Origin of the sequence: Paenibacillus sp. MER 180 (assembly GCF_023713665.1) — a bacterium.
GTDB classification, from domain to species: Bacteria; Bacillota; Bacilli; order Paenibacillales; family Paenibacillaceae; genus Paenibacillus_B; species Paenibacillus_B suaedae.
The window spans coordinates 21,451-45,861 of record NZ_JAMAVT010000007.1 but is presented as its reverse complement, the minus strand read 5'-3'; the positions used below and the strand labels follow the sequence as shown (position 1 = coordinate 45,861).

Genomic DNA, 24,411 nt, shown 5'->3' with positions numbered 1-24,411 from the left:
ATAGAGGTTATCCGTTCTTGTTGCTTTCAGTATGCACGCTAATGTAAACGGTTACCACAGATGGTCTTGAACGAAAAGGTGGAATATATTGACCCCCTCCCAATGTAAGCGTTACACTGTGAATCTGAGGGGGCGAATGTATGCGTTGGAACAGTATCCGTACCAAACTTATTTTATTTATGCTCATTGCCACTATCGTCCCGACTGTAGCGACGATGATCATTTCATACAGCTATACGACGGATTCACTAGAGAAGCGCGCCATTGAGCAGAACCATCAGCTAATGTTCCAAGGGAAGACGAACTTAGCGAATTTCGTGGACAATTTGAACCGTGCCTCCTTAACGATCTATACCGACTATGAATTTTATCGCCAGCTGGACAGAGGCTATGACGATTACACATTCGATTCCTACACCTATGTCACGCTGCAAAATATGGCATCATCCATGAACGGAATATGGCAGGTGTACTTCTATCGCACCGAAACGAAGCGCGCCTCGCTGGTCATTCAGAGCGTGCCTCGGCGCATCTACGATGCGAAGCTCTATGAGGATACAGCCCGATATGCGAAGAACGGCATTCAGATGCAGCCTACGCATTTAAGCCATACGTACGGGTTCTCGTCGTCACCGTTCTTCTTCCCGAGTGTACAGGTATTCACCTTGCACCGGCCGATTTACCGCATCCCTGCCAACGATCGAATTGGGATGCTGTCGGTCGATGTGAAGCTTGAATCACTCGCTCAAATTGTGGATCAACTGTACACGCAGGAGCAGGAAAGCATCTATCTGCTAGATGATTCCGGACACGTCTTCTACGCAGATGACAGACAAATCATTGGACAGCAGCTCGAAGCAAGTTGGTACAACCGCGAACAAATCAACAAGAAAGAAAGTGGCCACTTCGAGCAGGATGGAGCCATTTTCATTCATGAGCGCGTTGCGACGCCGCTGGCGAATTGGACGCTCGTGAAGAAGATACCGAAATCGTACTTGCTGCAGGAGGCGAATCAGGCCGCAGTCATTAACATGATGCTCATCGCCCTGTCGCTGATTGTCATCATTATTGCTACGATCGTCGTATCGTTCCGCATTACGAAGCCGATACGTCAGCTCGTCCGCTACATCAACCAAGTGCAAACAGGGAACTTGCGCGTAGATATCCAGCCTGTCAGCAACGATGAGATCGGCGTCGTCCTGAAGCGATTCCGCAATATGATGGACATGATCAATAACCTTATTTTGCGGGAATATCAGCTTGAGCTTGCGAACAAATCAAACCAGCTCAAAGCGCTGCAGGCCCAGATTAACCCGCATTTCATGAACAATGCGCTGCAATCGATTGGAACACTGGCGCTGCAGCATAATGCGCCGCATATTTATAAGCTTGTCACCGCGCTGGGCAAGATGATGCGCTACAGCATGTATACGGACAAGAGCACAGCAACCGTGCAAGAAGAGCTCGAACATGTGAAGGCCTATTTGCAGCTGCAATTACAGCGATTCGAAGACACTTTCCAAGCCGTATTCGATATTGACGAACGAACGCTGGACACACAAGTGCCGAAGATGACGCTGCAGCCTCTCGTCGAGAACTATTTCAAGCACGGAATTGACCGTTCCGTACCGAGTGGGCAGCTTGCTATTCGCACTAGATATATCGAGCGGGCAGAACAAGCACAAGGAATAGTTGCCCCCTATCTGCAACTTATCGTTGAAGATAACGGTCGAGGCATGACCTTGATGCGCCGGTTCGAACTGAACGAGAGGCTGAAGGAGGTACATCCGGAGCAACTAGGCACACGAACAAGCCATACTTTATCACGGGACGAATTCGTCTCGGATTCTTCATCTGGCTCGCCGTCCAGCATCGGGCTTGTCAATGTGCTCGCCCGGCTGCAGCTGTTCACCGACGGCAAATCTACGATGAGAGTCGAGGAGCAGGAACCCCAAGGCACTCGTATTGTTATAGAGCTGGAATTGGAGCGTGAGAACTAACATGATGAAGGCATTAATCGTAGACGATGAGAAGCACGTACGGGATGCAATCCGATTGCTTGTAGACTGGGATACACACGGAATTGATACGGTTATGGAGGCTGCGGACGGTGAGCAGGCTGTTGAACTGATTCAGGAGCACAAGCCTCAACTGGTCATGACCGACATGATGATGCCGACCATGAGCGGAACAGCGCTTATGGAGTGGATGAGCCGCCATGCTCCTTCAAGCAAGATCATTGCCATCAGCGGGCATGATGATTTCTCACTCGTTCGCCATGCTATGCAGCATGGAGGCATGGATTATATATTGAAACCAATCGACCCCGATGCAGTTAATAACGCCATCGGCAAGGCGATCGCCGCATGGACGCAAGAAGAGGACGTTCGCCAATCAAGCCAGCAGCAGCGCATGCAAGCCAACGAATTCAAGCCAATGCTGGCTGAGAAGCTGTGGTCTGGTTTATTGGACGATCCTTGTGTCTATGAAGGAAATGTGCGCAGATTGCAGCGCGAGTTCTATCTCCCCGAAGCCATCACGTGCGCTCGGCTTGCTGTAGCTCGAATTCACGCAGGGCACGTCAATTGGCGCGGGAAATTCGGCGAGAATAGACATCTGCTATTCTACTCGCTTGTCAATATTGCCGATGAACTGCTGAACGGCAAGACCTACGCATCGGATGGGCAGCGTAATCACGTATCGACTTGCGGCACCGCTTTCCGCTATGGCGCCCCGGAAGGCGAGCTTATTATCGTCATGTGGGACTCTCCCATGCGGCTGGAGGCAGTGCTGGAACAACTGAATGCCGGGCTGGAACAGACCTTCAAGCACCGACTGCACTTCGGTGTATCGAGTTCATTCTCCCTGCCCGCAGGAATCTCCGCCGGATATGCCGAAGCCAAACATGCGTTAATGCATCGCAATTTGCTCATGCATAGAACGCATATCCATAAGTTTAAGGTTACAACGGAATCAATAGCGGATGAGACCGCGCGAATCGCTTCTCCCCCTCTGCATACGGGAGTCTCCAAGCAGATCCGACTTGCCTCCTTCGAGGAGGAATGGAGACTCGCTCTGTTAAGCGGGCATGAAGAACAGCTCCGCCAAGCCGTACACGTCTTCATCGAAGCACAGAAGCAGCTGTCGCAGTTGACCCCGGATATGCTTAATGGCTGGATGAAGGAGTGGGAAGCCTTTCGTGTGCGGTTGGAGCAAGCCGCCGCTCCAGATGCCGCTTCAGTTGAGGAGATGCACGCTGGTACACCAGATCAGCTGTCTATTCACTTCCATTGTCCCGAATGTATGGATGATTTCTCATGGAAAGACTGGGAGCAGGTCTGGCTGTCTTCCCTTACTCAGCTGTCCGGCCTGCTGGTGCAGCAAAAGAAGGAAGAACAGCACATCATTTATGATATCGCCAAGTACGTGGAGCAGCACTATCATGAGGAGGTATCGCTGCAGGATATCGCGCAGCGCTTCTATGTAAGCCGCGAATACATCTCTCGCAAATTCAAGCAGCAGCTCGGCATTAACCTGTCTGACTATATAACGAATATTCGCATGGACAAAGCACTCCGGTTGCTGCTCAACCCCCACCTGCGCATCGCTCAGGTGGCTGAGATGATTGGGTATCAGGATGAGAAATATTTCAGTAAAGTATTCAAGAAGACACAAGGCATGTCACCAAACACATATCGCAAGCAGCAAATGAATCCGTAACCTTACTATCCTGTAGAACAGGGGCGTCCCATGAATAGAAGCGAAAGCTACCCTCATAGAACGCCCCATCTTTTATTTTAAAAACACAGCTATTTTCTAGGGGCATAGCCATGCTATGCATCTAATCAGCTATGTACACAACTTACATGCTGAGCAATTCAGCCGCTGATTTGCTTCTCCGACCGGTGACTCACATGCCGCCCTTCCCGAAGCAGCACGTGCCTTCCAAGCGTCCCCGCAAGAAGCAGCATGCATACGCCCAGAAGCATCGCAAGTCCCCACGTCTGAAACCACATCGGCAGCCCCTTAATCCCGTCAAACAGCAAGCCTCCAACTATCGGACCAACGAAAGCGGCCAGTCCCGTAATTGCTGAATACATGGCAATGAACATCGGCCGTTCGGTCTTCGGCGTATCGCCAATAATGAAGTTGAATGCCATTTGGTTGAAGCCGCCTACCCCAATCCCAACTAAGCTATGTGCGATGAGCAGCGCCTCGAACGTCGGAATCCATGCCGTAAGCGACCAAGCCAAACAAGACATAGCAATGATCGGCAGTGTGCACAACAGCAAAAACTTATTGCTGTACTTCGCGTTCAAATTGCCCCATACATAGAGGCTGCACATGCCTACTACCGTCTGTACGACTGTTATGATCGATACTTGATCATAACCAACCCCAAGCAACTCCAGCATCATATAGGAGAAGAAGGGCAATATCATATTTTGGAACAGCAGCCATACTGACAAGAACAGCACTGGCATCATAAAAGCACGATCACGCAGCGGCTTCTTCACCATCGATATCAGGTTCGTTTCTGTCGATCGCGTCATCGGCAAGTTCGGGTAGAAGAAGAACATGCCGATATTGCACAGCGCAAATACCAAACTAATCATAAATATAATTTCGAAGCCTTTTCCTCCGGGATAAGCGCTAAGAATCTGCCCGCCAATAAACAGCGCTAAGCTCCCTACCGCGTTGACAATCGTATTGCGAATACCGAAGTATCTCCCTCGAACCGAAGCAGGAACCATATCCCCCATAAAGTTGGTCCATATGATACCCGCTCCCGCATTGGCAACGAACGCCACCGTATACATGATCATGTACACCGTGATCCATAAGCCCTTGTCGAACAGAAACGGAATCAATCCCGTTGCCGCCCACGTAAGTCGATGCACAGCAACTAACCCAATCAGCGTCCACTTCGGCGAATGCACCCGCTGCAGCAAGTAAGCAATCGCAATTTGCAGGACATTCACAAATGTCGTGATGGACAGTATAAATCCGATCTGACTTGAGGATGCGCCTAAATACAATAAATATCCGGTTAGGAACGGGCCGCCGAGCAAAGTAAGGGTAACGACTGCGTTAGCTCCCTCCAGTGTGCCTATCCACAAATATTTCCGACTATCGGAAAATTTGCGCTTGTGACGAGACCTGGTTGTAGTAATGACGATGCACACTCCTTGTACTTGTCAGGTACCGCTCGAAAGCGGTTACTTTGTGAAATCACCGTCATTCTACCTTCTAGCACCATCATCGTCAATCGAGACTGCCGCATTGCATCACCGAAATTTCAACATCGCAGCGGCATGAGCCGCCTCAAAGAGAAGCATTCGCTAATTAGTTAGAAATTACGGCATTAATCTCGTGTTTCCTTATGTAAGGCCCGTCTCTTTTTCCACCATGCGATAATCAGAAGCAGCAGCGGGTACAACAACAGCACAGTTGCCGCGAATAATGGCTCTGTCGTCATGAAAAGATCGACCATATCCTGCAAATTATCTGCAGTCCAAAAGCTCATCGCAATGATCAACACACCGAGTGGAAATATGATAGACCGATAATCTTTTAACTTCAGCCATTGGGCGGTACCAAGCACGAGCATGTAATACCATGTAGCAATTTGCACGAAGCCGCCCAACACCCACAACACGACCACGATTGCTTCTACATGCTCAAAAAAGTCGGCAAGACTGATATAACGAGATGCCACAAACACCGGAAATGTAAACATCGACGTTAACGGACCGAATAAGAACAAGCATAATAAATTCGTAACGACCATCGTGATTAGCATAAGTATTACAGGGGCTACACTCCATTTCCAACGGCTGCGCTTGCCTATCGCAAAGGGGAGGAAAAAGCCAATCAGCACAAATTCCAGAAACCAGGTTGCCGGCGTTATCGACCCATGCAAAACCGGTTTCCACCCATTGTTCAATATGGGGAACATCTCTGTACCGTTCAATACGGGAAGAAGGAACAACGGGATGCACAGCAGCAAGACCATGAACAAAGGTGCAATAATCAATGCGAATTTGCCAATGACCTCAACTCCCCCTCGAATTGCTACCGCGCATACGAAAATGAGTACCGTACTAATGACCATCTCCGGTGTACGCAGCAGCAGCGATCCCACGATGAACTCCCCATACTCTCGAAGTATGGTTCCCGCCCCATGCAGCAGATAGAACATCAGGATCCCATTTGCCAACGCCCCTGCCCAACGGCCAATGAGAATCGGCCCATATTCTACCATAGTCTTATCGGGAAAGTATCGATTTAGCCGCATACCGACATAGAGCGAAATAAATCCCGCTAAAGAACTGATGATTGAAGTTAACCACGCATCGCGTCCGGCTATCTGAGAGGCTACCGTCGGAATCACGAGCACTGCAGTAGCGCATACCATTAAGTACATCAGCATGCATAGCTGCGGCCATGTTATTTTCCCTTGTTCCATCCCCCTGCAACCTCCTTTTTCCTTAGAATCAAGACGGATGTTTCAACCACAACAGCAGCGGCTTATAGATGAAATCTATCCATTGGCGTGGAGTTGTCCGTTGCGGGAATTCACTGACCAACAGCACGACAAGCCACGCCAGACTCCAAATAATAACAAATACCCGCTTTTCTCGAATAGACGTCCTGCTTCGAATTCTCCATTCAAATATGAAATTTGCGAGAAGCAGAAGCCCCATACCCGACAAAAAATAGACTCCCATTATTGAACCCCTGCTTTCTGCTCGATCGTACTTGTGATACTACCCGGACGTTCAATAACGGCATGTACGCGTACTTCTGTCCTCATATCGGCATAAATCTTTTCCCAATTGGATCGGATTTGCTTCTTCCACTGAGCAGGATATTTCCGATGTATACGAGATGCGAATCCGAGCACATCCGTATTCAGTCTCTGCTGCGTCGTCTTGATGGATTGTTTGATGAGGTGTTCAATGTTCGCCTCCGTTTTTGATTCCACTTGTTTCGTCTGATCCGCATCCGATACGTCCAACTTCGTGTTATTCTGGATCATGTCCAAAAAGGCGACTAGCTTTACGCGCATCGTCAGTTGCTTACCGTCCCAGTAGGGGTCAAATGTAATGGAATTACGATGAACGCGCAGGGACAAACAGTCCTTGCTATCTCCTTCCTTACAAAAGGAAACAGTTAACCGTTTCTGCTCACCACGCAGCCACATCACGCCAATCATGTCTTGGCCGCCAATCTCTCCAATATAGCGATCCTTCTTAAAAACGGCCAACTTTTCAATAGAGGGAGCCTGAATGCCAAGCTCGCTCTCCTTCCATTCAGCGTATGGCGCAAAAGCCATTGTCGAGTCCCCAGCCATCATTTTCATATAATCAAGCAGCGTCACATTCCATACGGATCGCGATTTCCCCAAATCTTTGAACAATTCAGCGACATCGTGATGAAGCTGCGGCAATGACTTCAGGACTTCGCTTGCCTTGCCGTCCGCAATAAACAGCAGTGCATTCTCCCGTGGATTCTGATATCGAAGGAAAAAGTCGAAATGTTTAAGTAATCCCTCTTCAGCTAATTTTTTGCTGATGACATACACTTCGGTCTGACCCCAGAAAATATATCGCGGCATTTTATTTTGCAGCTTAAATACCGCCTCACCCAGTGTCTTTGCTTTAGCAGAGAATACAGTGGTCGTGCCTCCGCCGCCATTTTTTTTACTGTCGCCAGGCGTCGTTCCGCCACCTCCTCCTTCTTTCGGAATGTACACCAGCAAGGTCATCTTTACATCGCCATCTCCGTCCTTGTCCAATCCAGCGGCAAGAATGATCGAAAGCTGCTCAATTTCTGTCCGATCCCAGCAACCAGCCAATATTATCCATAACCAACACAGAACGACCAGTCTGACTATGTTCCGAGAGTCCTTGCGCAAGCCCATACTTTCACCTCTTTTCTCCGTATTGCCGCTGTATAGCAAGCTTTTTTGATTTATTTTCATAAACCTTCCTTACGACTTTGACCTATCTACTCCCTCGTTTATCCCTGCCGACGACATACGCTCGATCTGCGTATCCTCACTCCACACGGGAACGCGAAGCAGAATATCCTTCAGCTCGTTTTTACGCATAGGAGCAATGCCCGATAAATAGGGAACACCAAATGACTTGAGTTTCAACAGATGCGTCGCAAGCAAAATAACTGCCATTATCAACCCAAACAAGCCGAGAAATCCCGAAAATAGCATAATCGGAAAACGCAACATCCGAACCGCTATGCCCATGTTGTAATGAGGCACAAGGAACGAGGATACACCCGTAATGGATACGACCATTACCATCGGTGCAGATACAAGTCCAGCCGATATTGCCGCTTGACCGATGACGAGCGCACCCACGATGCTGACCGCAGATCCAACCTGCTGAGGCAAACGTGCGCCTGCTTCGCGAATTGCTTCAAACATGATTTCCATTAACAACGCCTCAACAAGTGCTGGAAATGGAATCTGGCTACGTGCCCTCGCCATCGTTAATATTAACTCGGTGGGTATCATCTCTTGGTGGTACGTAATAATAGCGACATAAAGAGATGGCCCGAGCAGTGAAATAATGAAACAAAGATAGCGCAACCAACGGATAACAGTGCCGAAGTAATGGCGATGGTAGTAGTCCTCCGGCGACTGCATGAACGATGCCCACAGTCCGGGAGCGATGAGAACGACTGGCGAACCATCCACAATGATAACAATCCGTCCCTCCAACAAGTGGGAGGCAGCTACATCCGGACGCTCGGTCGTTACGATTTGAGGAAACAGATAAGCAGGCTTATCCTCCAGACATGCTTCCACATACCCGCTGTCCAGCACGCTTTGCAAGGAGATGCGTTGCAAGCGTCTACGCACCTCTTCCACTAAGTCGGGATCAGCAATCCCCTCGATGTAGGCATACCGGATTTCGGTGTGGGTCAACGCGCCGCGCTTTAATGACTCCATTTTTAATTGTTGTGTTCTAATACGGCGACGCAGCAAAGCAACATTTGTCTGCAATGTCTCTACGAACCCATCACGCGGGCCACGAATGACGGATTCGGCAGTCGGTTCTGATACACCGCGCTTGTCAAACTTTATAGCATCTATGGTGAAGCCGGCTGCAGCCCGATGCGGAATGAGAATCGCCAAGCCTGATAGGATCGCTTCTATCGCAGTCTCCATAGAATAAATCGGCATCACCTTCACAGCCGTGACGGTTCGCAGAATATCCTCTACCAGGACATTAGCGGAGTCTGTCTGATCCGGATAACGCTGCTTCAACGGTTCAATAATATGTTCATCCAGCATCGCCGTATCCGTTAGACCATCCAGATAGCATAAGGTAGCCTTCTTGCCTCCCTGCAATTCGAAGTTGTAAAAAATCATGTCTTCACACTGCTGAAAGCAATCTTTTAAGAAGGCAACATTGTGTTCTCCATAAGAGGACCATTCCACATTTTGCGGCATACCTGCTTGAGCAGTTCCGTTATGCTGCTCTTCTGTTGTAGGCATAAAACCCTACCTCCTTCGAAGTTCCCTGCACTGAATACCGACTCTGTACCGAGTCTCCGTCTTCTCCCAATATAGGTTTGCATGTACAGCTGAAAATTATGAGTTGACATCGGGATTTGATCATGATATATTTATCTCGAATTAAAGATATTACTTTTCAAGATATTGAAATTCCTTAACATAAAGGTGGTGAATGACAGATGACCAGACCTCGTACGGATGCATTCGATCCCGAGATTCAGCAATCACTGAAGCTGTTCGTTGTCTTATCCCGTGCTTCCAAGGCTTTAATGGATTATGCCCAGCAGGATATGAAGCATTATGAGCTCAATCCGTCCGAATTTGCGGTCATGGAATTGCTCTATCATAAGGGTGCAACCCCTATCCAGCAGATTGGCGGCAAGATTTTGCTGGCAAGCGGCACAATGACCTATGTGATCGATAAGCTCGTGAAGAAGGGGTTCCTGCAGCGAAGACCTTGCGAGAAAGATCGTCGCGTCATATACGCTGAACTGACACCTGAAGGAGAAGCAGTCATTGGCGACATATTCCCACGGCATGCGAAGGCCCTTCATGAGGCAGTGAATGGAATGCCTACGGAAGACAAGGATCAACTGATCAGCTTGCTAAAACAACTGGGACAGAGCGTCCCTTCACCGAAGTAGCCCTTTTCAATAGAGAAGGGTATTCCTTCGAACTAATATCTCGAATTAAAGATTCTTGGTACAAGTGTTTTGCAATCAAATCAAACATTACTTTAGGAGGAATATAAAATGTTGGCAGATTACGGATTATTGATTATTCGTCTCGTTATTGGATTGACGATGATGGGACACGGAGCACAGAAGCTGTTCGGGTGGTTTGGCGGTTACGGAATTAAAGGTACAGGCGGCTGGTTCGAGTCTATCGGAATGCGTCCTGGACCACTCATGGCACTGATGGCTGGATTAACTGAGCTTGCTGGCGGCTTGCTGTTCGGACTCGGCTTCCTCACATGGCTTGGCGCGGCATTTATTGTCGGTACGATGCTTGTTGCGATTGTGAAGGTTCATGGGGCGAACGGCTACTGGGTAACTTCGAACGGGATTGAATACAACGTGATGCTGATTGCAGCTGCTATCGGCGTTGCACTGATTGGCGCAGGCTCATTGTCTCTGGATGCATTGTTGTAACTTCAGCATTATCCATTTATTAATTGTTCACTAACGCAATTATTAATTACTCTCTTTGTACCAAGGCATACAACTACTGAAGCCAAATCGTACAGATTATTAACCATAGTGGGAGGACTTTACAATGAACACGTCAATGAAACGTTCCATCCAACGCGCAGGAGACCGCTATCACAATAACCACGGTTGGTTGAAGACGTACTTCAGCTTCTCCTTCGCTGATTACTACGATCCAGAAAATATGCACTTCAGCGCACTGCGCGTCTTGAATGACGACCATATTGCGGCAGGCACTGGGTTCGATCTGCATCCGCATAAAAACATGGAGATAGTAACCGTCGTCTTGAAAGGTGAGCTGGAGCATACGGACAGCACGGGCAACCGCGAAATTATTGTACCTGGTCAAATTCAACGCATGAGCGCCGGAACAGGAATTTACCATGGTGAAGCAAATGCATCCAGCTCTGAGCCGCTTGAATTGTTGCAATTGTGGTTCATGCCGGAGCGTCTCGGAATCGATCCATCCTACGAGACACATACGTACAGCTTGGATTCGATCCAGAACCGTCTGCTTCCGGTCGTATCCAATCACGCAGAGGAACTTGGAACTGCCCATATTCATCAAGATATGACGATGTACTTGGGCCAATTCTCAGAGGGAGAAGAAGTAACTATTGAACAACGACCGAACCGCTCCCTGTATGTATTCGTGATGGAAGGCGAAGTTGGCTTCGAGGACGGTGAAGTATTGCATCGTCGTGATGCGGCTCGTATCGAGAATGCCGGTACGATGAAGTTCCACTTCAAACCAGGCACTTATGTGATGGTCATCGATTTGCCTTAATCATTTTTCTCTATTTTCCCCCTTCCCAATTCATAATAAAGAGAATAAGAGATGCGCCATCGCGCATCTCTTATTTTTGATCTATATCCGCATAACCGGAGCTGTCTACGCAACTTGCATCTGTGTTTGTGCCTGTATCCTACTCTCTTTTACTCTCCCTTGCGTTGTTATCGCAGCACGTCTATGATTCCATCAACAATTGCATTGGCTGCTTGTTCTTGAAAAGCTTGCGACTTCATTCGCTGCTCATCATCATGATTGGAGATGTATCCAAGCTCAAGTAGGATCGACGGTCTTGAATTATCCCGCAGCACCATGTAATCTCCTACATGAACGCCGCGATCTCTCATATTGAGGCTCTGCTTCAGATACTCATGCATCGTGTTGGCCAGCTGCCAATTGTTATCATCGTAATAGTAGGTTGTCATTCCTTCGGCTTCTCCCGTATCGTAAGCATCATAATGGACGCTTACATAGAGATCCGCTGACTTCTCTTCAGCGACATCAATTCGCTGTTGCAAAGATACTGTCTCGTCCTGCTCTCGTGTGACCACGACCTGTGCGCCTGTCCGTCGCTGAAGTTCGCGCTTAATCGCCTGAACGGTCTGCAGCGTCACATCTTTCTCCAGCGTGCCCTGCTGGCCAACCGAGCCTGAATCGTGTCCCCCATGACCGGGGTCAAGGACAATCGTCTTTCCTACTAATTGCTGCCCTCCACCTTCTGGTGTTCGTAGAAGGACATGCTCTTCTTGCGAACCGTGTACATCCTGCATATAAACATAAGTCGAGAGCCCCAATAATAGGAGCGCCGATAAACATACCATGGTCAATCTTTTCATTCGTAGACTACCTCTTCCCTTCTTTATCGATCTCGTTAATAAAGCTAGTTTACTAGCCTCATATCAAGATGAGATAAAGATCGGGTAAAGAAAAAAGCCACTTTCTTGGAGAAAGTGGCTACAGCAGCGCTTTCATTGTTATTGTTGCCTCTTATACTAGCAAAATTGACACAACAATTACCAAGAACTACAATTCACCTATAGTTATATTCTGTATGCAAAGGAGAATATTATGACCTTCACTGAATGGGATTTATCTGAATATGAGGATCCTGCATTATATGATATGGAAAATAAGGGATGCCCGGAGTTATCCCTGCTCCTCTCGTGGATTCAGCAGCAAGCCGGGGGAACCGGCCCTATTGTTGATTTGGCTTGTGGCACAGGACGCTTAACCATACCGGTCGCAGAAGCAGGTTATGCCGTGATCGGCATTGATCTTCACGAAGGAATGCTGGAGCAAGCCCGTGCGAAGGCGTCACAACGTTCAGACATAAGCATCCAATGGATGCAGCAGGATCTAACGGATTTGAATCTGGCCACAGAAGCGCCTTTTGCCTATATGGTGGGCAATTCGTTTCAACATTTCCTAACCAATGAGCTGCAAAATCGCCTCCTGCAGTCTGTTCGCAGCCTGCTAACAGATAACGGGATATTCATCTTCGATACACGCTTCCCGACCGCGGACGAACTGCTTCAACTACAAGAGGAGGAGTTTTGGCACTCCATCCCGATGGGATCGCAGCAGCGATGCGATGTGTATACGCTAGCGGTATACGACCCTGTGACACAAATTCAGCATTATACGATAATCCGCCGCTTCCGTGAAGGAGAGAAGACAGTGATGGAACGTACATCGACCATTCATCTTCGATACACGTATCCACAAGAGCTGGCAAGACTTCTGGAATTGAACGGGTTTGAACTTCTCCATTTATATGGAAATTGGTCTGCCGAGCCGTTGCAAGCTTCATCATCAATGATCGTCATCTGCCGCAAGGTGTAGAAGCATGTACGAAAGCATCAATTCGCTTTGTGAATCATATATTTGTTTCATTGTTCAACAGACTACACACATTCAGGAATAAAAAGGAATCTATGATTTTTACACATGCAGGTAGCTTCATTATCCAGTACAATAGGATAAGTAACCGTTAGGTAAATGATTTTGTTGAAGGAGGATTTCACGAATGGACACTGCACTGCGTGCACAGCAGGCCTACGATGCGTGGTTGAACGATGCGCACATCGATGAGGCGACGAAGGCAGAATTGCAGCAGATTGCTGGCAACGAACGAGAAATTACAGACCGTTTCTATAAAGACTTGGAATTTGGTACAGGTGGCTTGCGCGGCGTGATTGGCGCGGGGAGCAACCGCATGAATGTATATACAGTAGGCAAAGCAACTCAAGGTCTTGCCCAATATTTGAAGGCAGAAGAAGCTGCTCCTTCCGTCGCGATCGCTTACGACTCTCGCCACTTCTCTCCAGAGTTCGCGCTTGAAGCGGCCTTGGTTCTAGCGGGCAATGGCGTAAAGGCATATGTGTTCGAAAGTCTGCGCCCTACTCCTGAGCTGTCCTTCTCTGTGCGGAACCTAAAGGCAAGCGCAGGCATCGTGGTAACGGCAAGCCACAACCCGCCAGAGTACAACGGGTACAAAGTATACGGCAACGATGGTGGACAAATCACGCCACATACAGCATCACGCGTCATTGCTGAAATTCGCGGCATCGAATCATTTGCGAGCATTCAGAAGCTTAGCCGCGAGGAAGCAGAAGCACAGGGACTCCTCGTGTGGCTTGGGCAAGAGATGGACGAAGCATATATAAATGCCGTGGCTTCTGTCAGCCAAAATGAAGATATCATTCGCTCATCTAGCGATTCGTTCCGTGTACTGTTTACGCCGCTTCATGGTACAGGCAATAAGCCCGTACGCGCCGTATTGGATCGCATCGGCTTCCAGCAGGTTCGAGTCGTGGCAGAGCAAGAGCTGCCGGACGGCAGCTTCCCTACCGTGAAGTCGCCAAACCCTGAAGAGCGCGAGGCATTCAGCATTGCCATCGAGCAGGCTAAATCTTGGGATGCGGACATTATCATGGGTACAGACCCGGATGCAGACCGCATGGGTGCTGTTGTGAAGAATGCGGACGGTGAATATGTCGTGCTGACCGGCAACCAGTCCGGAGCGATTATGGTGCATTATTTGCTGGACGCGATGAAGACCAAGGGGACATTGCCGGCGAACGGAGCTGTGATCAAAACGATCGTAACGAGTGAGCTCGGTGCAGCAATCGCTCAATCCTTCGGCATGACTGTATTTAACACGCTCACTGGCTTCAAATATATCGGCGAGAAAATGACAGAATTTGATCGCACAGGCGAGCATACCTTCATCTTCGGCTACGAAGAAAGCTATGGCTATTTGGCAGGCAACTATGCACGCGATAAGGATGCTGTTATCGCAGCTATGCTCATCAGTGAAGCTGGTGCTTATTACAAAGCACAGGGCAAGACACTGTACGAGATTCTACAAGATTTGTATGCGCAGCATGGTCATTATCTCGAAGGACTGCAAACACGTACGTTGAAAGGTGTAGAAGGTGTAGCGATCATTCAAGGCATTATGAATAATTGGCGTGAAGATGCTCCTTCCACAGCAGGCGGTGTGGCTATCACCTTAACGGAAGACTTCGCACAAGGTCTGTATGATCTGCCGAAGGAAAATGTACTGAAGTTCCACCTCGAGGATGGCAGCTGGTTCTGCCTCCGTCCATCCGGAACGGAACCGAAGATTAAGATGTACTTCGCCGTGAAGGGCTCGACTGGCGAAGATGCTGCAGCACGCTTGCAGCGCGTATCTGAAGACGTAATGTCTCGCATTGACGCATTTATTCAAGCGCAATCTTAATATTCATTATTGTGTTAATCAAATAGATATATTTTACGCCGTCCTGGCTTTCTCTACAGGACGGCGTTATCATGCTTGCATCCTGCATCAAATCGGTTCATACTAAAATGATGAACAGGCTTTAGTGATGAAAGGAGCAATCCCATGCAACAGGAAACGTTAGAATTATTCCGCACGCTGACGGAATTCCCTTCTGCTCCCGGCTTCGAACGGGAACTGCGTGCCTTGGTAAAAACTGAATTATCCAAATATACAGATGAATTCGTGCATGATGCACTCGGCAGTGTCTTCGGCGTTATGCGCGGCGACGAGCAAGGCCCTCGCGTTATGGTAGCCGGCCATCTCGATGAAGTTGGCTTCATGATCACGCAAATTACACCAAACGGGATGCTGAAGTTCCAACCGCTTGGCGGCTGGTGGGGACAAGTTGTACTTGCCCAGCAGGTCGAAGTTATTACGCCAAACGGCCCGCTTCCAGGTGTTGTAGGCTCCATTCCGAAGCATCTGCTTGACGAAGCTACAGCGAACAAGCCTGTAGACGTGAAGCATATGTACATCGACATTGGTGCGGACAGCCGTGAAGAAGCTGAACAGGCAGGCGTTCGCCCTGGACAACAAATCGTTCCAGTCTGCAAGTTCACTCCCTTGCTTAATCCGAAGAAAATTATGGCCAAAGCATGGGACAACCGTTATGGTGTTGGACTTGCCATTGAATTGATGAAGGAACTTCATCGTGAACAATTCAAGCTTCCAAACACACTGTTCTGCGGTGCAACTGTTCAAGAAGAGGTTGGTCTTAGAGGTGCCCGTACATCTGCCAACTTGATTCAGCCGGATATCTTCTATGCACTGGATTGCAGCGCAGCAAATGATATGACGGGTGATGTGAATTCCTTCGGTCATCTCGGCAAAGGTGCATTGCTTCGCATCCTCGACCCTACGATGATTACACATCGCGGTCTGGTGGAATTCATCCAAGATATTGCGGATACATATCGCATTCCGTATCAATATTTTGTATCTCCAGGCGGAACAGATGCTGGCCAAGTGCATTTGAGCAACAAGGGTGTTCCTTCGACGGTCATCGGCGTATGCGGACGATATATCCACACACCTGCTTCGATCGTTCATACAGATGATATCGACGCAGCGAAGGAACTTCTTGTTCAATTGGTGAAGCATACTGACCGCACAACGTACAACACGATCGTAGAGCGTTCGTAACGATATTTTTTAAACCAAATCGGCAACATGTAAACGAAATCGATTTAATATGAGCGCAGAACGTTGTATCTGAACAACGACTGCGCTCTTATTATGGTATCAGATTAAGGATTATTTGGAATAACGGAGCTCTACTAGACCAGTTGAATAGCTGTGCGTTCCAAGCAACTGGAACGTGCGCATCGTGTGATGCTGTCGTGCCATTTACGATCGTCGTCAATACATAAGCCTCTTTGTCCTCGTAGGGGTGTATGTACCGAACGTTAGCACTTAATCATAGGTGTGTCACCCCATAATGAGCGTATCTATCTTACAATAGGACATACCCGTAATCTTGACCCGTGGACAGCCAATCAACATCCCCGTTGTCACGTACCGCGTACCTGTCCAAGCTGATCGCAATGTGATAACGTAATGTATCTCAATCATTGAACAGCGTCCGAAGCATAGCATCCCGATCATTCATGAAGCTCTTGGTAATGATGTAATGATCCGTCTCTTCCAGCGCAACCTGACGAATGCCCTCCTCATCCAACTGCCATATATCCGCGTCGGGATAGGACATTAAAATGGGAGAATGGGTTGCAATAATGAATTGAGACTGCTTGCCAACCAGTTCATGCATCCGTGCAAGCAGCGTCATCTGCCGCAGCGGCGATAATGCGGCTTCGGGCTCATCCATCATGTACATCCCCCGACCGCCAAAACGGTGCAGGAACGTATTCAGGAACGATTCTCCGTGAGACTGCTCATGAAGCGATTCCCCCCCATACGACTCTTTGATTTTTGGACCTGGCGACTCGCTTGCATCAAGCTCCTCTATGTTCGTCGCTACATTGTAATAACTTTCCGCACGCAAGAAAAATCCGTCTCGTGGACGCTGTATTCCTCGTGAGAGCCGGAGATAACGGTGCAGCACCGAATGCGTGGCCGAGGTTTCAAATGAAAAATTCAAGGATCCGCCTTCCGGATTAAATCCCCAGGCAATTGCCATTCCTTCCAGCAATGTGGATTTTCCTGTTCCGTTCTCCCCGACAATAAAGGTTACGGGCTTGCGAAAAGAAAGCTGGGTAAAAGGGCGGATAGCAGCGAGGGCAAAGGGGTATTCATGAAAGGATGGTACTTGTTCGCACAGCAATGTTATATGCCGCAAATAGAGCGGAAATGGATCGAGACCGAAGTTCATATTCATATCACTCCTTGGCAGTTGAGTCTTCCCGCGGTACACTGTTAAAAAGCGGTATTCCCATTTCTGAATGCGTCAGATAAGCGTTCATGTAGATCATTTATCTGAATTTATGTAGATAGGTAGCCGTGAATATAGAATATTATCTATTATTGTGAACAGGGAGGGCAACTACGATGTCAATGCCTGCGGGACAACCCACTACTCTCAAAGTTAATGGGCGGAATGAACAGAACAACAGAATCGAAACCGCTACATTTGCAGGAGGATGCTTCTGGTGCATGGTTAAGCCGTTTGATCAGTGGGAGGGCGTGCATCGCATCGTATCCGGATATACGGGCGGACACATTTCCAATCCATCCTATGAACAAGTTAAATCGCAGACTAGCGGCCATCTGGAGGCCGTACAAATCACGTATGATCCAGACATCATTTCTTATGAGACTATTCTCGATCTGTACTGGATGCAAATCGACCCCACGGATGACGGAGGTCAGTTCCACGATCGCGGGGAATCTTATACGACTGCCATCTTCACGCATACCGATGAGCAGCGCCGCTTGGCGGAGGCATCCAAGGCCGCGCTGGATACAAGCGGCCGTTTCGATAAGTCCATTATCACATCTATTCGCAATGCCACTCCATTTTATCCCGCGGAGGACCATCATCAGGACTATTATCGCAAAGAGCCGGAACATTATAAGGCGGATCGTGCCAAGTCTGGTCGTGACGAATTCATTGCTCAGCACTGGAACATGTCCAATTAGAGCTATGTTGCATTAATGGAAGGTATTCCACTAACCACATATAACGAGGTGAACACATTAGACTTTGGCCTCCGCTCTCAGATTGAAACAGCCGCCCAAGCAAAGAGCCGGGGCGGCTGTTTCGATTATTCCATATTGCAGGCATCTATATAGGTTGAACAATGGCTACTTGCTATTCGTGCATGATAACACCTTTTGTCACATTCAGCTGAGGATAGCGCGACATGATGTCCGGCAACTCTCCCATACGGAAGCGATGGCTGATAAGCGGCTCGATGCGTACAATTCCTTGCGCAATAAGCGTAATTGCTTCCTCGTGTGTGTATGGATTGATGAACGATCCCATAATGCGCAGCTCTTTGCTGAAAATTTCGAATGGTGAAATACTCACGCGCACATCCGGGGCAGCGACGCCGAAGAGCAGCACCTGGCCGCCTTTGCGTGCAGCTGCACATGCCAACTCAACTGACTCAGACCGGCCGACGCATTCGATAACGACGTCTGCAGAGTTCCGCAGCTCGTCCGCTCCTCCATCTATTGGCGATACAACCGCATGTGCGCCGAGTGCCAGCAGCGACCCATGCTTCTGCACAACCGGCTCAATGACGGTAATGCGTGCAACACCAGCAGCTTTGACAAGCTGCAGGAACAGCTGGCCAATGAAGCCGCCACCCGCAATGATCACGTGCTGATTCGCTCGCAGCTCCAGCTTCTTGAACCCATGCAGCACGCAGCCGAGCGGCTCGACCATCGCTCCTTCCAGCAAGCTTACCTGTTCCGGCAGCTTGTAGCAGTTGGTAGCGGGAACGATGCATCGTTCACCCATGCCGCCATCCCGTGTAACGCCAACAGCCTGCAGATGATCACACAGGTGAGCACGTCCCCCGCGGCAATATTCACATGATCCGCAATACATATTCGGATCAACCGACACCCGATTACCTGGCTGCATATTCACAACATTCTCACCTACAGCCTCGACTGTTCCGGCCAGTTCATGCCCGAGCACGATCGGCGGCGTTACCTCCGCTGACCCCGGATGCCCATGGTAAATATGCTGATCTGTGCCGCAAATTCCACAGCAAGCAACCCGCAGCCGCACCTCATCCTTGCCAAGCGGGCGCTCGCCCCATTCCGTAACTTCCATGTTTTTTGCTCCACGAAGAACTGCCGCCTTCATGCTCCTCATCCCTTTTCACAAAATAATGTCGTAATACTGTTACTTGCTACGCTGTTCTCGCCATCATGATCTGGCGCTATTTACCTTCATTCAATGCGGATACGCGCAGCGTATTCCAAGGAATGCTCTTTCCTTCGGATTGTGAGACTTGTATTTCCTTCACATGTCCAGGCAGAAGATCGAAGAAATTGTCGCTCAGCACGATCCATTCCTCATCGAGCTCGATCTTGACCATGCGCGCAACACGATCCGCACTTATACGGATAACGCTCGCTGCCTCATCCGCTTCAAACTTAAGCTTCACTGTATTGAAGCGCATGTCCTTGTAATCGCGAAAATAAACGAAATTATCCTCCAGCAAGCCATTCGCCGAGGACAAGACACATACGACCTCTGTCGGATCGGCCCCATTCGTCAGTTCCGCCTCGGACAGCACGGCAGCCTGTAATTTGCTGTTCGCCGCTACGGACACATCGAAGCTGTATTCACTCAGTACCGTTCCATCCATCATATATACGGTCAGGCGAACTGTATCCTCATAAGCTTCCAATCGATCGTTCAGCACCCACAGACTGAGATCCTGTCCAGCGTCGTGATCCGCTGTCAGCACCACAGGCGCAAAGAACTTGCGAGCGTAATGATACGATGCCTTCGGCAGTCCATAGTAATCGATGACCGACCAGCTCGTACCTGGCCAGCAGTCGTTCAGCTGCCAGAATAATGCGCCACTCGTATCCGGCTTATTGCGGCGGTAATGTTCAATACCGTATCTCAAGCCTTCAGCCTGCGTCAGCATAGAGTAGTTCATATATTCCTCTATATTTGTAGGCGCGCCCGTATATCCTTCCATAAGCAGAATGCCTTTCGGATAATGGATATCCTTATTCCGGTACATCATTTCTTCACTGCCCCAGAAGAATTGGTTCTCCGGAATATTGCGCTGCAGTGTGTAACGGTTGGAGGAAGCATGCATCCCGAATTCACTTGCGAACTTGGTAGTGTCCTCTTTGAACTTTTTGAATGACAATCCTTCTACGCTATAGTCCTGCACCTGTGGCTGGCCGAACACACGCGGTTCGATGTTGCCGTGCCATACCTGCCAATTGTGAGTATCGCCAACCTCGCGGGAATTGTGGTCGTTGCCCCCGTATGGCGAGCTCGGCCAGAACGGGCGCGTTGGATCAAGCGCCTCCAGCATTGCTGGCATCAGCTCATGATATATCCTCTCTCCATAAAATGGATGCAAAATTTCACCGCTTGAATGCAGCGCCTCGTACAGCCAGTCGTTTTCGTTATTGCCACACCATAGCGCGAGGCATGTCCGGCTGCGCAGCCGCTTGACAACCTGATCGATTTCCCGCCGCACATTGTCCATAAAGTTGCGATTATAGTCTGGATAGAGCGCGCAGGCGAACATAAAGTCCTGCCAGACGAGCAGGCCAAGCCGATCGCACTCGTCATAGAAAATGTCACGCTCGTAGATGCCTCCACCCCACACGCGCAGCATATTCATATTGGCATCTTGTGACATCCGAATTAACCGAGTATACCGGTCATCCGGTACAGCCGCAATGAAGCTGTCGATCGGAATCCAATTCGCACCCTTCGCGAACAGCTTCACGCCGTTGAGCACGAACGTGAAGGCATGTTCCCCTGCTTCGTCGTGCAGAAGCAATTCCAGCGTTCGAATACCAAACTGCTGCTGCCATGTGTCAACTGCTTCGCTGCCACTCCGAAGTGTTACCTTTAACTGGTACAAATATGGTTCGCCCAGATCATGCGTCCACCATAATGTCGGATTCGAAACATGCAGACGCACGTCATCGGATCGCCCATGTGTGCAAATGGCACCGTCTTGTACGAAGCCCAGGCTGCGATCAAGCTGAATCGATTGCGACGCGACAAGATTCCCTTGCGCATCAAGCAATTCTACTTCTGCGAGGCACGCCTCGCTGCGGTCGAACACTCGCGCATCGACAGTCACATCTACGACTGCTTCCCCGTTCTTCACTTCTGACGTACGCGCAAACACGTTGTCTACATAGCCATGGCGGCGCTTGACGAGATGAACGTCCTTCCAAATACCCGCGCAGACGAGACGCGGCCCCCAGTCCCAGCCATAGTGGCTTTGCGCTTTCCGCGTCCAAATCCTTTTTTTGCTGAACCCGGACCAGTAATACTGAATCTTGTCTTTGGCATGCAAATGGATCGGATCGATCTTAACCGCCAGCACATTTTTGCCCTTGTTAAGCTCTCTTGTTACCTCGAACGAGTGGCTGATGAACATATTATCTGTCGAGCCCAATTCAACTCCATTCAGATATACGGTTGCAAACGTATCAAGCCCCTCAAAAACAAGCTCCATTCGCTCTCTGGCTTCCCGTTCACCGTCCCAAGTGAACACCGTGCGGTACCACCACACTTTCTCCTCGACCCAGCGGCACTTCTGGTCATTATGCCCATAGAATGGATCATCAATAATGTTTCTTTCGATTAGGGTCGCATGCACATCGCCCGGCACCTGCGTCGTCATCCAGAAATAATCGATATAATCGGGGGATGCTACCTCTAAGTCACGCGCTTCGCCAACGTTGAAATCGCGCAGCTTCCAGTTATCAGTTAATCTCATCTCGTGCTCCTATTCAGAAAGCGCCAAAACCTTCTGGTTTTGGCGCTTTAACGTTTCTTTGTTCTAAATTCGTTTATAAGTATGTTAAACTGTCCAAAATTTGTTTGACGCTTAGCTCAGCGCAGGCCATCGATGTATCTGCTACGCCATAGTACATCTTCACCGTGTCGCCTTCTATGATAGCTCCGCAAGAAAAGACGACATCGCCGAAGAAGCCATTCTTCTCATAATCCGCTTCCGGCTCCATCACTGGCTTATCGGAACGGGCAATTACCTTCGTCGGATCATTCAAGTCCAGCAGAACGGCGCCCATGCAATAACGATGATCCTTCGTCGCTCCATGGTACAGCTCCAGCCATCCCTTCTCTGTCTTGAACGGCACAGCGCCGCCGCCCATGCGGCCGCCATCCCACATGCCCGGACGCAAGCCAGCCAGATGGTGATGATTGCCCCAGTACAGCAAGTTATCCGATTCTGCAATCCAAATTTCCGGGTTGCCGATGCTCTTCATCGTCGGACGGTGCAGCGCATAATATTTGCCGTTGATTTGTTCCGGGAAAATAAGCACGTCCTTATTGTCTGGGCCGAAAATCATTCCGTGATGCGTCACGTTCACGAAGTCCTTCGTCGATACCATGGATTCACCGATTCCTACCGGGGATACGGCGGAGAAATAGATATAGTACGTATCGCCAATCTGCGTTACCCGTGGATCTTCAATACCGAACGTCTCCAATTCCGTAGACGGATATACAAATGGCGCTTCATCGATTATAAAGTTATGTCCATCTTTACTGCGCGCAATGCGAATATAAGAAATCGAAGTCAAATATTCGAAAGTCGCGTTCAGTGTCTTGTTGCGGATCACACGCGGATCCGAGAAATCATAGCGTTCATCATCTATGCGAAGATCAATAATGTCCAGCTTCTTCGTTTCTGGATTGAACAGAGGTGCCTTTACGATGTTCGGATTATTGCTGATCGGACGCTCCGCTACACGCAGAAGCAACAGCACTTCGCCATTATAGGTTGCAACGCCCGCGTTGAACGCACCAATGACTTCGAAGTCGTCACGGTGTGGCTTGACGTCAGCTGGCGTAATGATCGGATTTTCTTCATAACGATAGATATTCATATTGTAGACTCCTTAAGCTGTAAAATAGTAAATACTATTATGCCTGTTCAAACTCTTGAAACGGATCCGCTATCGTCAAACGATGTGCTTCTGCATCACTTATGCCGGCATACAGCACTGCCGTACCATCTCCGTTGCGCACGAGTCCACCGCTGAATACGACATCTACAAGATCAGTACGCTTCGCGGCACCTGGCAAGAATTTATTGCGAACAGCGATGAGCTTGATATCGGAATACTTGCCCGTTGCTGGGTCGAGAACAAATACCATCGGGTAATAGTGACGATCCCCTTGTGCATCGAAGTTGGCGATATGACCAAGTACACCGATTCGACCATCGCTTAGCAGGTGCGCTTCGTTAGCGCCTCCCCACTCTTCGTCAATGAATTGTCCGTCAAGCAGCGAAGTATTGTTAATCAGCTCAATGGATAGATCCTCCAAGCGATTCACACGAGAATAGCCAATTTTTCCACGGCCGCCTTTTTCTCCTTGTGGGCGAGTAAAGACGCCAACGCTGCCATCTTGAAGCTCAACAATGCGCAAATCCTTCATTCCGTTCGGTCCCTTGAAGAAAGGCTTCAGCTCTGCGATGCTCTTCCCTTTGTAGAACACTGTGCGCCACATAAGCGCGTTCTCCTGTGTCGGATGCGGATAAATTTGCACACCGCCGAGTACGAGCTCGCCGCCGATTCGCGTTTGAAACGGATCCTGAAGTTCGAATGTTGGTGCACCTTCACGCGGTACCCATTCCCCGTTCTGTTCAACAAAGAAACGAACTTCGGAAAATTCGCTGTCACGTGATTCGACGCGTCCAGCAATGACCAGTTCACCTGCATCTTCAAATGGAGCCGTAATATTGTATACGTCCTTGTCGCCAACCCCGGTAAACGACAGCTTCTCTGCGTTCTGTGCCAGCTGGTTATGCGCCATATATTCCTGCTGTAGGATTTCACACGTCTTTACACTGCCTTTGATTAATTCCATGACGGACATATCTCC

At 49.1% G+C, this 24,411-nt stretch carries 20 protein-coding genes; 9 read left to right on the top strand and 11 right to left on the bottom strand.

The window, feature by feature from the left end; genetic code table 11:
* Positions 1 to 140: 140 nt before the first annotated feature.
* Together M3661_RS13340 and M3661_RS13335 are read left to right on the top strand one after the other, a co-directional pair.
* A complete protein-coding gene (locus tag M3661_RS13340; RefSeq protein WP_251485748.1) occupies positions 141 to 2,000 on the top strand; it encodes a cache domain-containing sensor histidine kinase in 1,860 nt (619 codons plus the stop codon).
* A gap of 1 nt (position 2,001) precedes the next feature.
* On the top strand, positions 2,002 to 3,720 hold the full coding sequence (locus M3661_RS13335; protein WP_251485745.1) for a response regulator: 1,719 nt from the start codon (positions 2,002 to 2,004) through the stop codon (positions 3,718 to 3,720).
* Positions 3,721 to 3,878: 158 nt separating this feature from the next.
* Here M3661_RS13335 and M3661_RS13330 read toward each other — a convergent pair whose 3' ends face one another.
* The 5 genes from M3661_RS13330 to M3661_RS13310 all read right to left on the bottom strand — a co-directional run bounded on the left by M3661_RS13330 (position 3,879) and on the right by M3661_RS13310 (position 9,526).
* Positions 3,879 to 5,120, bottom strand: a complete 1,242-nt coding sequence (locus M3661_RS13330; protein ID WP_251485742.1) for an MFS transporter — start codon at positions 5,118 to 5,120, stop codon at positions 3,879 to 3,881.
* 245 nt (positions 5,121 to 5,365) lie between these two features.
* Positions 5,366 to 6,469, bottom strand: a complete 1,104-nt coding sequence (locus M3661_RS13325; protein ID WP_251485740.1) for a GerAB/ArcD/ProY family transporter — start codon at positions 6,467 to 6,469, stop codon at positions 5,366 to 5,368.
* 28 nt (positions 6,470 to 6,497) lie between these two features.
* Positions 6,498 to 6,731 (bottom strand): hypothetical protein, encoded by a 234-nt coding sequence (locus tag M3661_RS13320; RefSeq protein WP_065290203.1) that lies wholly within the window; start codon positions 6,729 to 6,731, stop codon positions 6,498 to 6,500.
* Entirely contained in the window at positions 6,731 to 7,987 is a 1,257-nt protein-coding gene (locus M3661_RS13315; RefSeq protein ID WP_251485738.1) for a Ger(x)C family spore germination protein, read from the bottom strand. The genes M3661_RS13320 and M3661_RS13315 overlap by 1 nt, the downstream gene beginning before the upstream one ends.
* A 9-nt stretch (positions 7,988 to 7,996) precedes the next feature.
* Positions 7,997 to 9,526 (bottom strand): spore germination protein, encoded by a 1,530-nt coding sequence (locus tag M3661_RS13310; protein ID WP_251485737.1) that lies wholly within the window; start codon positions 9,524 to 9,526, stop codon positions 7,997 to 7,999.
* Positions 9,527 to 9,726: 200 nt separating this feature from the next.
* Here M3661_RS13310 and M3661_RS13305 point away from each other — a divergent pair, with 200 nt between their 5' ends.
* From M3661_RS13305 to M3661_RS13295, 3 genes are all read left to right on the top strand, one after another.
* On the top strand, positions 9,727 to 10,191 hold the full coding sequence (locus tag M3661_RS13305; RefSeq protein ID WP_065290206.1) for a MarR family winged helix-turn-helix transcriptional regulator: 465 nt from the start codon (positions 9,727 to 9,729) through the stop codon (positions 10,189 to 10,191).
* Between the two features lie 108 nt (positions 10,192 to 10,299).
* Positions 10,300 to 10,698 (top strand): DoxX family protein, encoded by a 399-nt coding sequence (locus M3661_RS13300; RefSeq protein ID WP_090511878.1) that lies wholly within the window; start codon positions 10,300 to 10,302, stop codon positions 10,696 to 10,698.
* A 124-nt stretch (positions 10,699 to 10,822) separates the two neighbouring features.
* The gene (locus tag M3661_RS13295; RefSeq protein WP_251485735.1) at positions 10,823 to 11,542 is read left to right on the top strand and encodes a pirin family protein; all 720 of its coding nucleotides are present in this window, start codon (positions 10,823 to 10,825) and stop codon (positions 11,540 to 11,542) included.
* Positions 11,543 to 11,709: 167 nt separating this feature from the next.
* Here the strand turns inward: M3661_RS13295 and M3661_RS13290 are convergent, their stop codons facing one another.
* Positions 11,710 to 12,381: an N-acetylmuramoyl-L-alanine amidase family protein gene (locus tag M3661_RS13290; protein ID WP_251485733.1), complete on the bottom strand. Its 672-nt coding sequence runs from the start codon at positions 12,379 to 12,381 to the stop codon at positions 11,710 to 11,712.
* Positions 12,382 to 12,613: 232 nt separating this feature from the next.
* Between M3661_RS13290 and M3661_RS13285 the strand changes: the two genes are divergently transcribed.
* The 3 genes from M3661_RS13285 to M3661_RS13275 all read left to right on the top strand — a co-directional run bounded on the left by M3661_RS13285 (position 12,614) and on the right by M3661_RS13275 (position 16,514).
* Positions 12,614 to 13,387 (top strand): class I SAM-dependent methyltransferase, encoded by a 774-nt coding sequence (locus M3661_RS13285; RefSeq protein ID WP_251485731.1) that lies wholly within the window; start codon positions 12,614 to 12,616, stop codon positions 13,385 to 13,387.
* Positions 13,388 to 13,571: 184 nt separating this feature from the next.
* Positions 13,572 to 15,290: a phospho-sugar mutase gene (locus M3661_RS13280; protein ID WP_044353742.1), complete on the top strand. Its 1,719-nt coding sequence runs from the start codon at positions 13,572 to 13,574 to the stop codon at positions 15,288 to 15,290.
* A gap of 144 nt (positions 15,291 to 15,434) precedes the next feature.
* Positions 15,435 to 16,514 (top strand): M42 family metallopeptidase, encoded by a 1,080-nt coding sequence (locus tag M3661_RS13275; protein WP_021256256.1) that lies wholly within the window; start codon positions 15,435 to 15,437, stop codon positions 16,512 to 16,514.
* A gap of 421 nt (positions 16,515 to 16,935) precedes the next feature.
* On the opposite strand, the gene M3661_RS13270 is transcribed toward M3661_RS13275, so the two are convergent.
* A complete protein-coding gene (locus tag M3661_RS13270) occupies positions 16,936 to 17,700 on the bottom strand; it encodes an AAA family ATPase (RefSeq protein ID WP_251485728.1) in 765 nt (254 codons plus the stop codon).
* Between the two features lie 182 nt (positions 17,701 to 17,882).
* Between M3661_RS13270 and msrA the strand changes: the two genes are divergently transcribed.
* Positions 17,883 to 18,467 carry a peptide-methionine (S)-S-oxide reductase MsrA gene (gene msrA, locus M3661_RS13265; protein ID WP_175400461.1) on the top strand — a complete coding sequence of 195 codons (585 nt, stop codon included), beginning with the start codon at positions 17,883 to 17,885 and terminating at the stop codon, positions 18,465 to 18,467.
* Between the two features lie 172 nt (positions 18,468 to 18,639).
* Here the strand turns inward: msrA and M3661_RS13260 are convergent, their stop codons facing one another.
* The 4 genes from M3661_RS13260 to M3661_RS13245 all read right to left on the bottom strand — a co-directional run bounded on the left by M3661_RS13260 (position 18,640) and on the right by M3661_RS13245 (position 24,396).
* Entirely contained in the window at positions 18,640 to 19,647 is a 1,008-nt protein-coding gene (locus tag M3661_RS13260; RefSeq protein WP_251485725.1) for a zinc-dependent alcohol dehydrogenase family protein, read from the bottom strand.
* 76 nt (positions 19,648 to 19,723) lie between these two features.
* Complete coding sequence (locus M3661_RS13255) at positions 19,724 to 22,276, bottom strand: beta-mannosidase (protein ID WP_251485717.1); 2,553 nt, start codon at positions 22,274 to 22,276, stop codon at positions 19,724 to 19,726.
* Positions 22,277 to 22,349: 73 nt separating this feature from the next.
* A complete protein-coding gene (locus M3661_RS13250; RefSeq protein WP_251485715.1) occupies positions 22,350 to 23,411 on the bottom strand; it encodes a BtaManbiosPhlase in 1,062 nt (353 codons plus the stop codon).
* A 37-nt stretch (positions 23,412 to 23,448) separates the two neighbouring features.
* Positions 23,449 to 24,396, bottom strand: coding sequence for an MTP-1 family protein (locus tag M3661_RS13245; RefSeq protein ID WP_251485713.1), 948 nt, complete (start codon positions 24,394 to 24,396; stop codon positions 23,449 to 23,451).
* Positions 24,397 to 24,411: the final 15 nt, after the last annotated feature.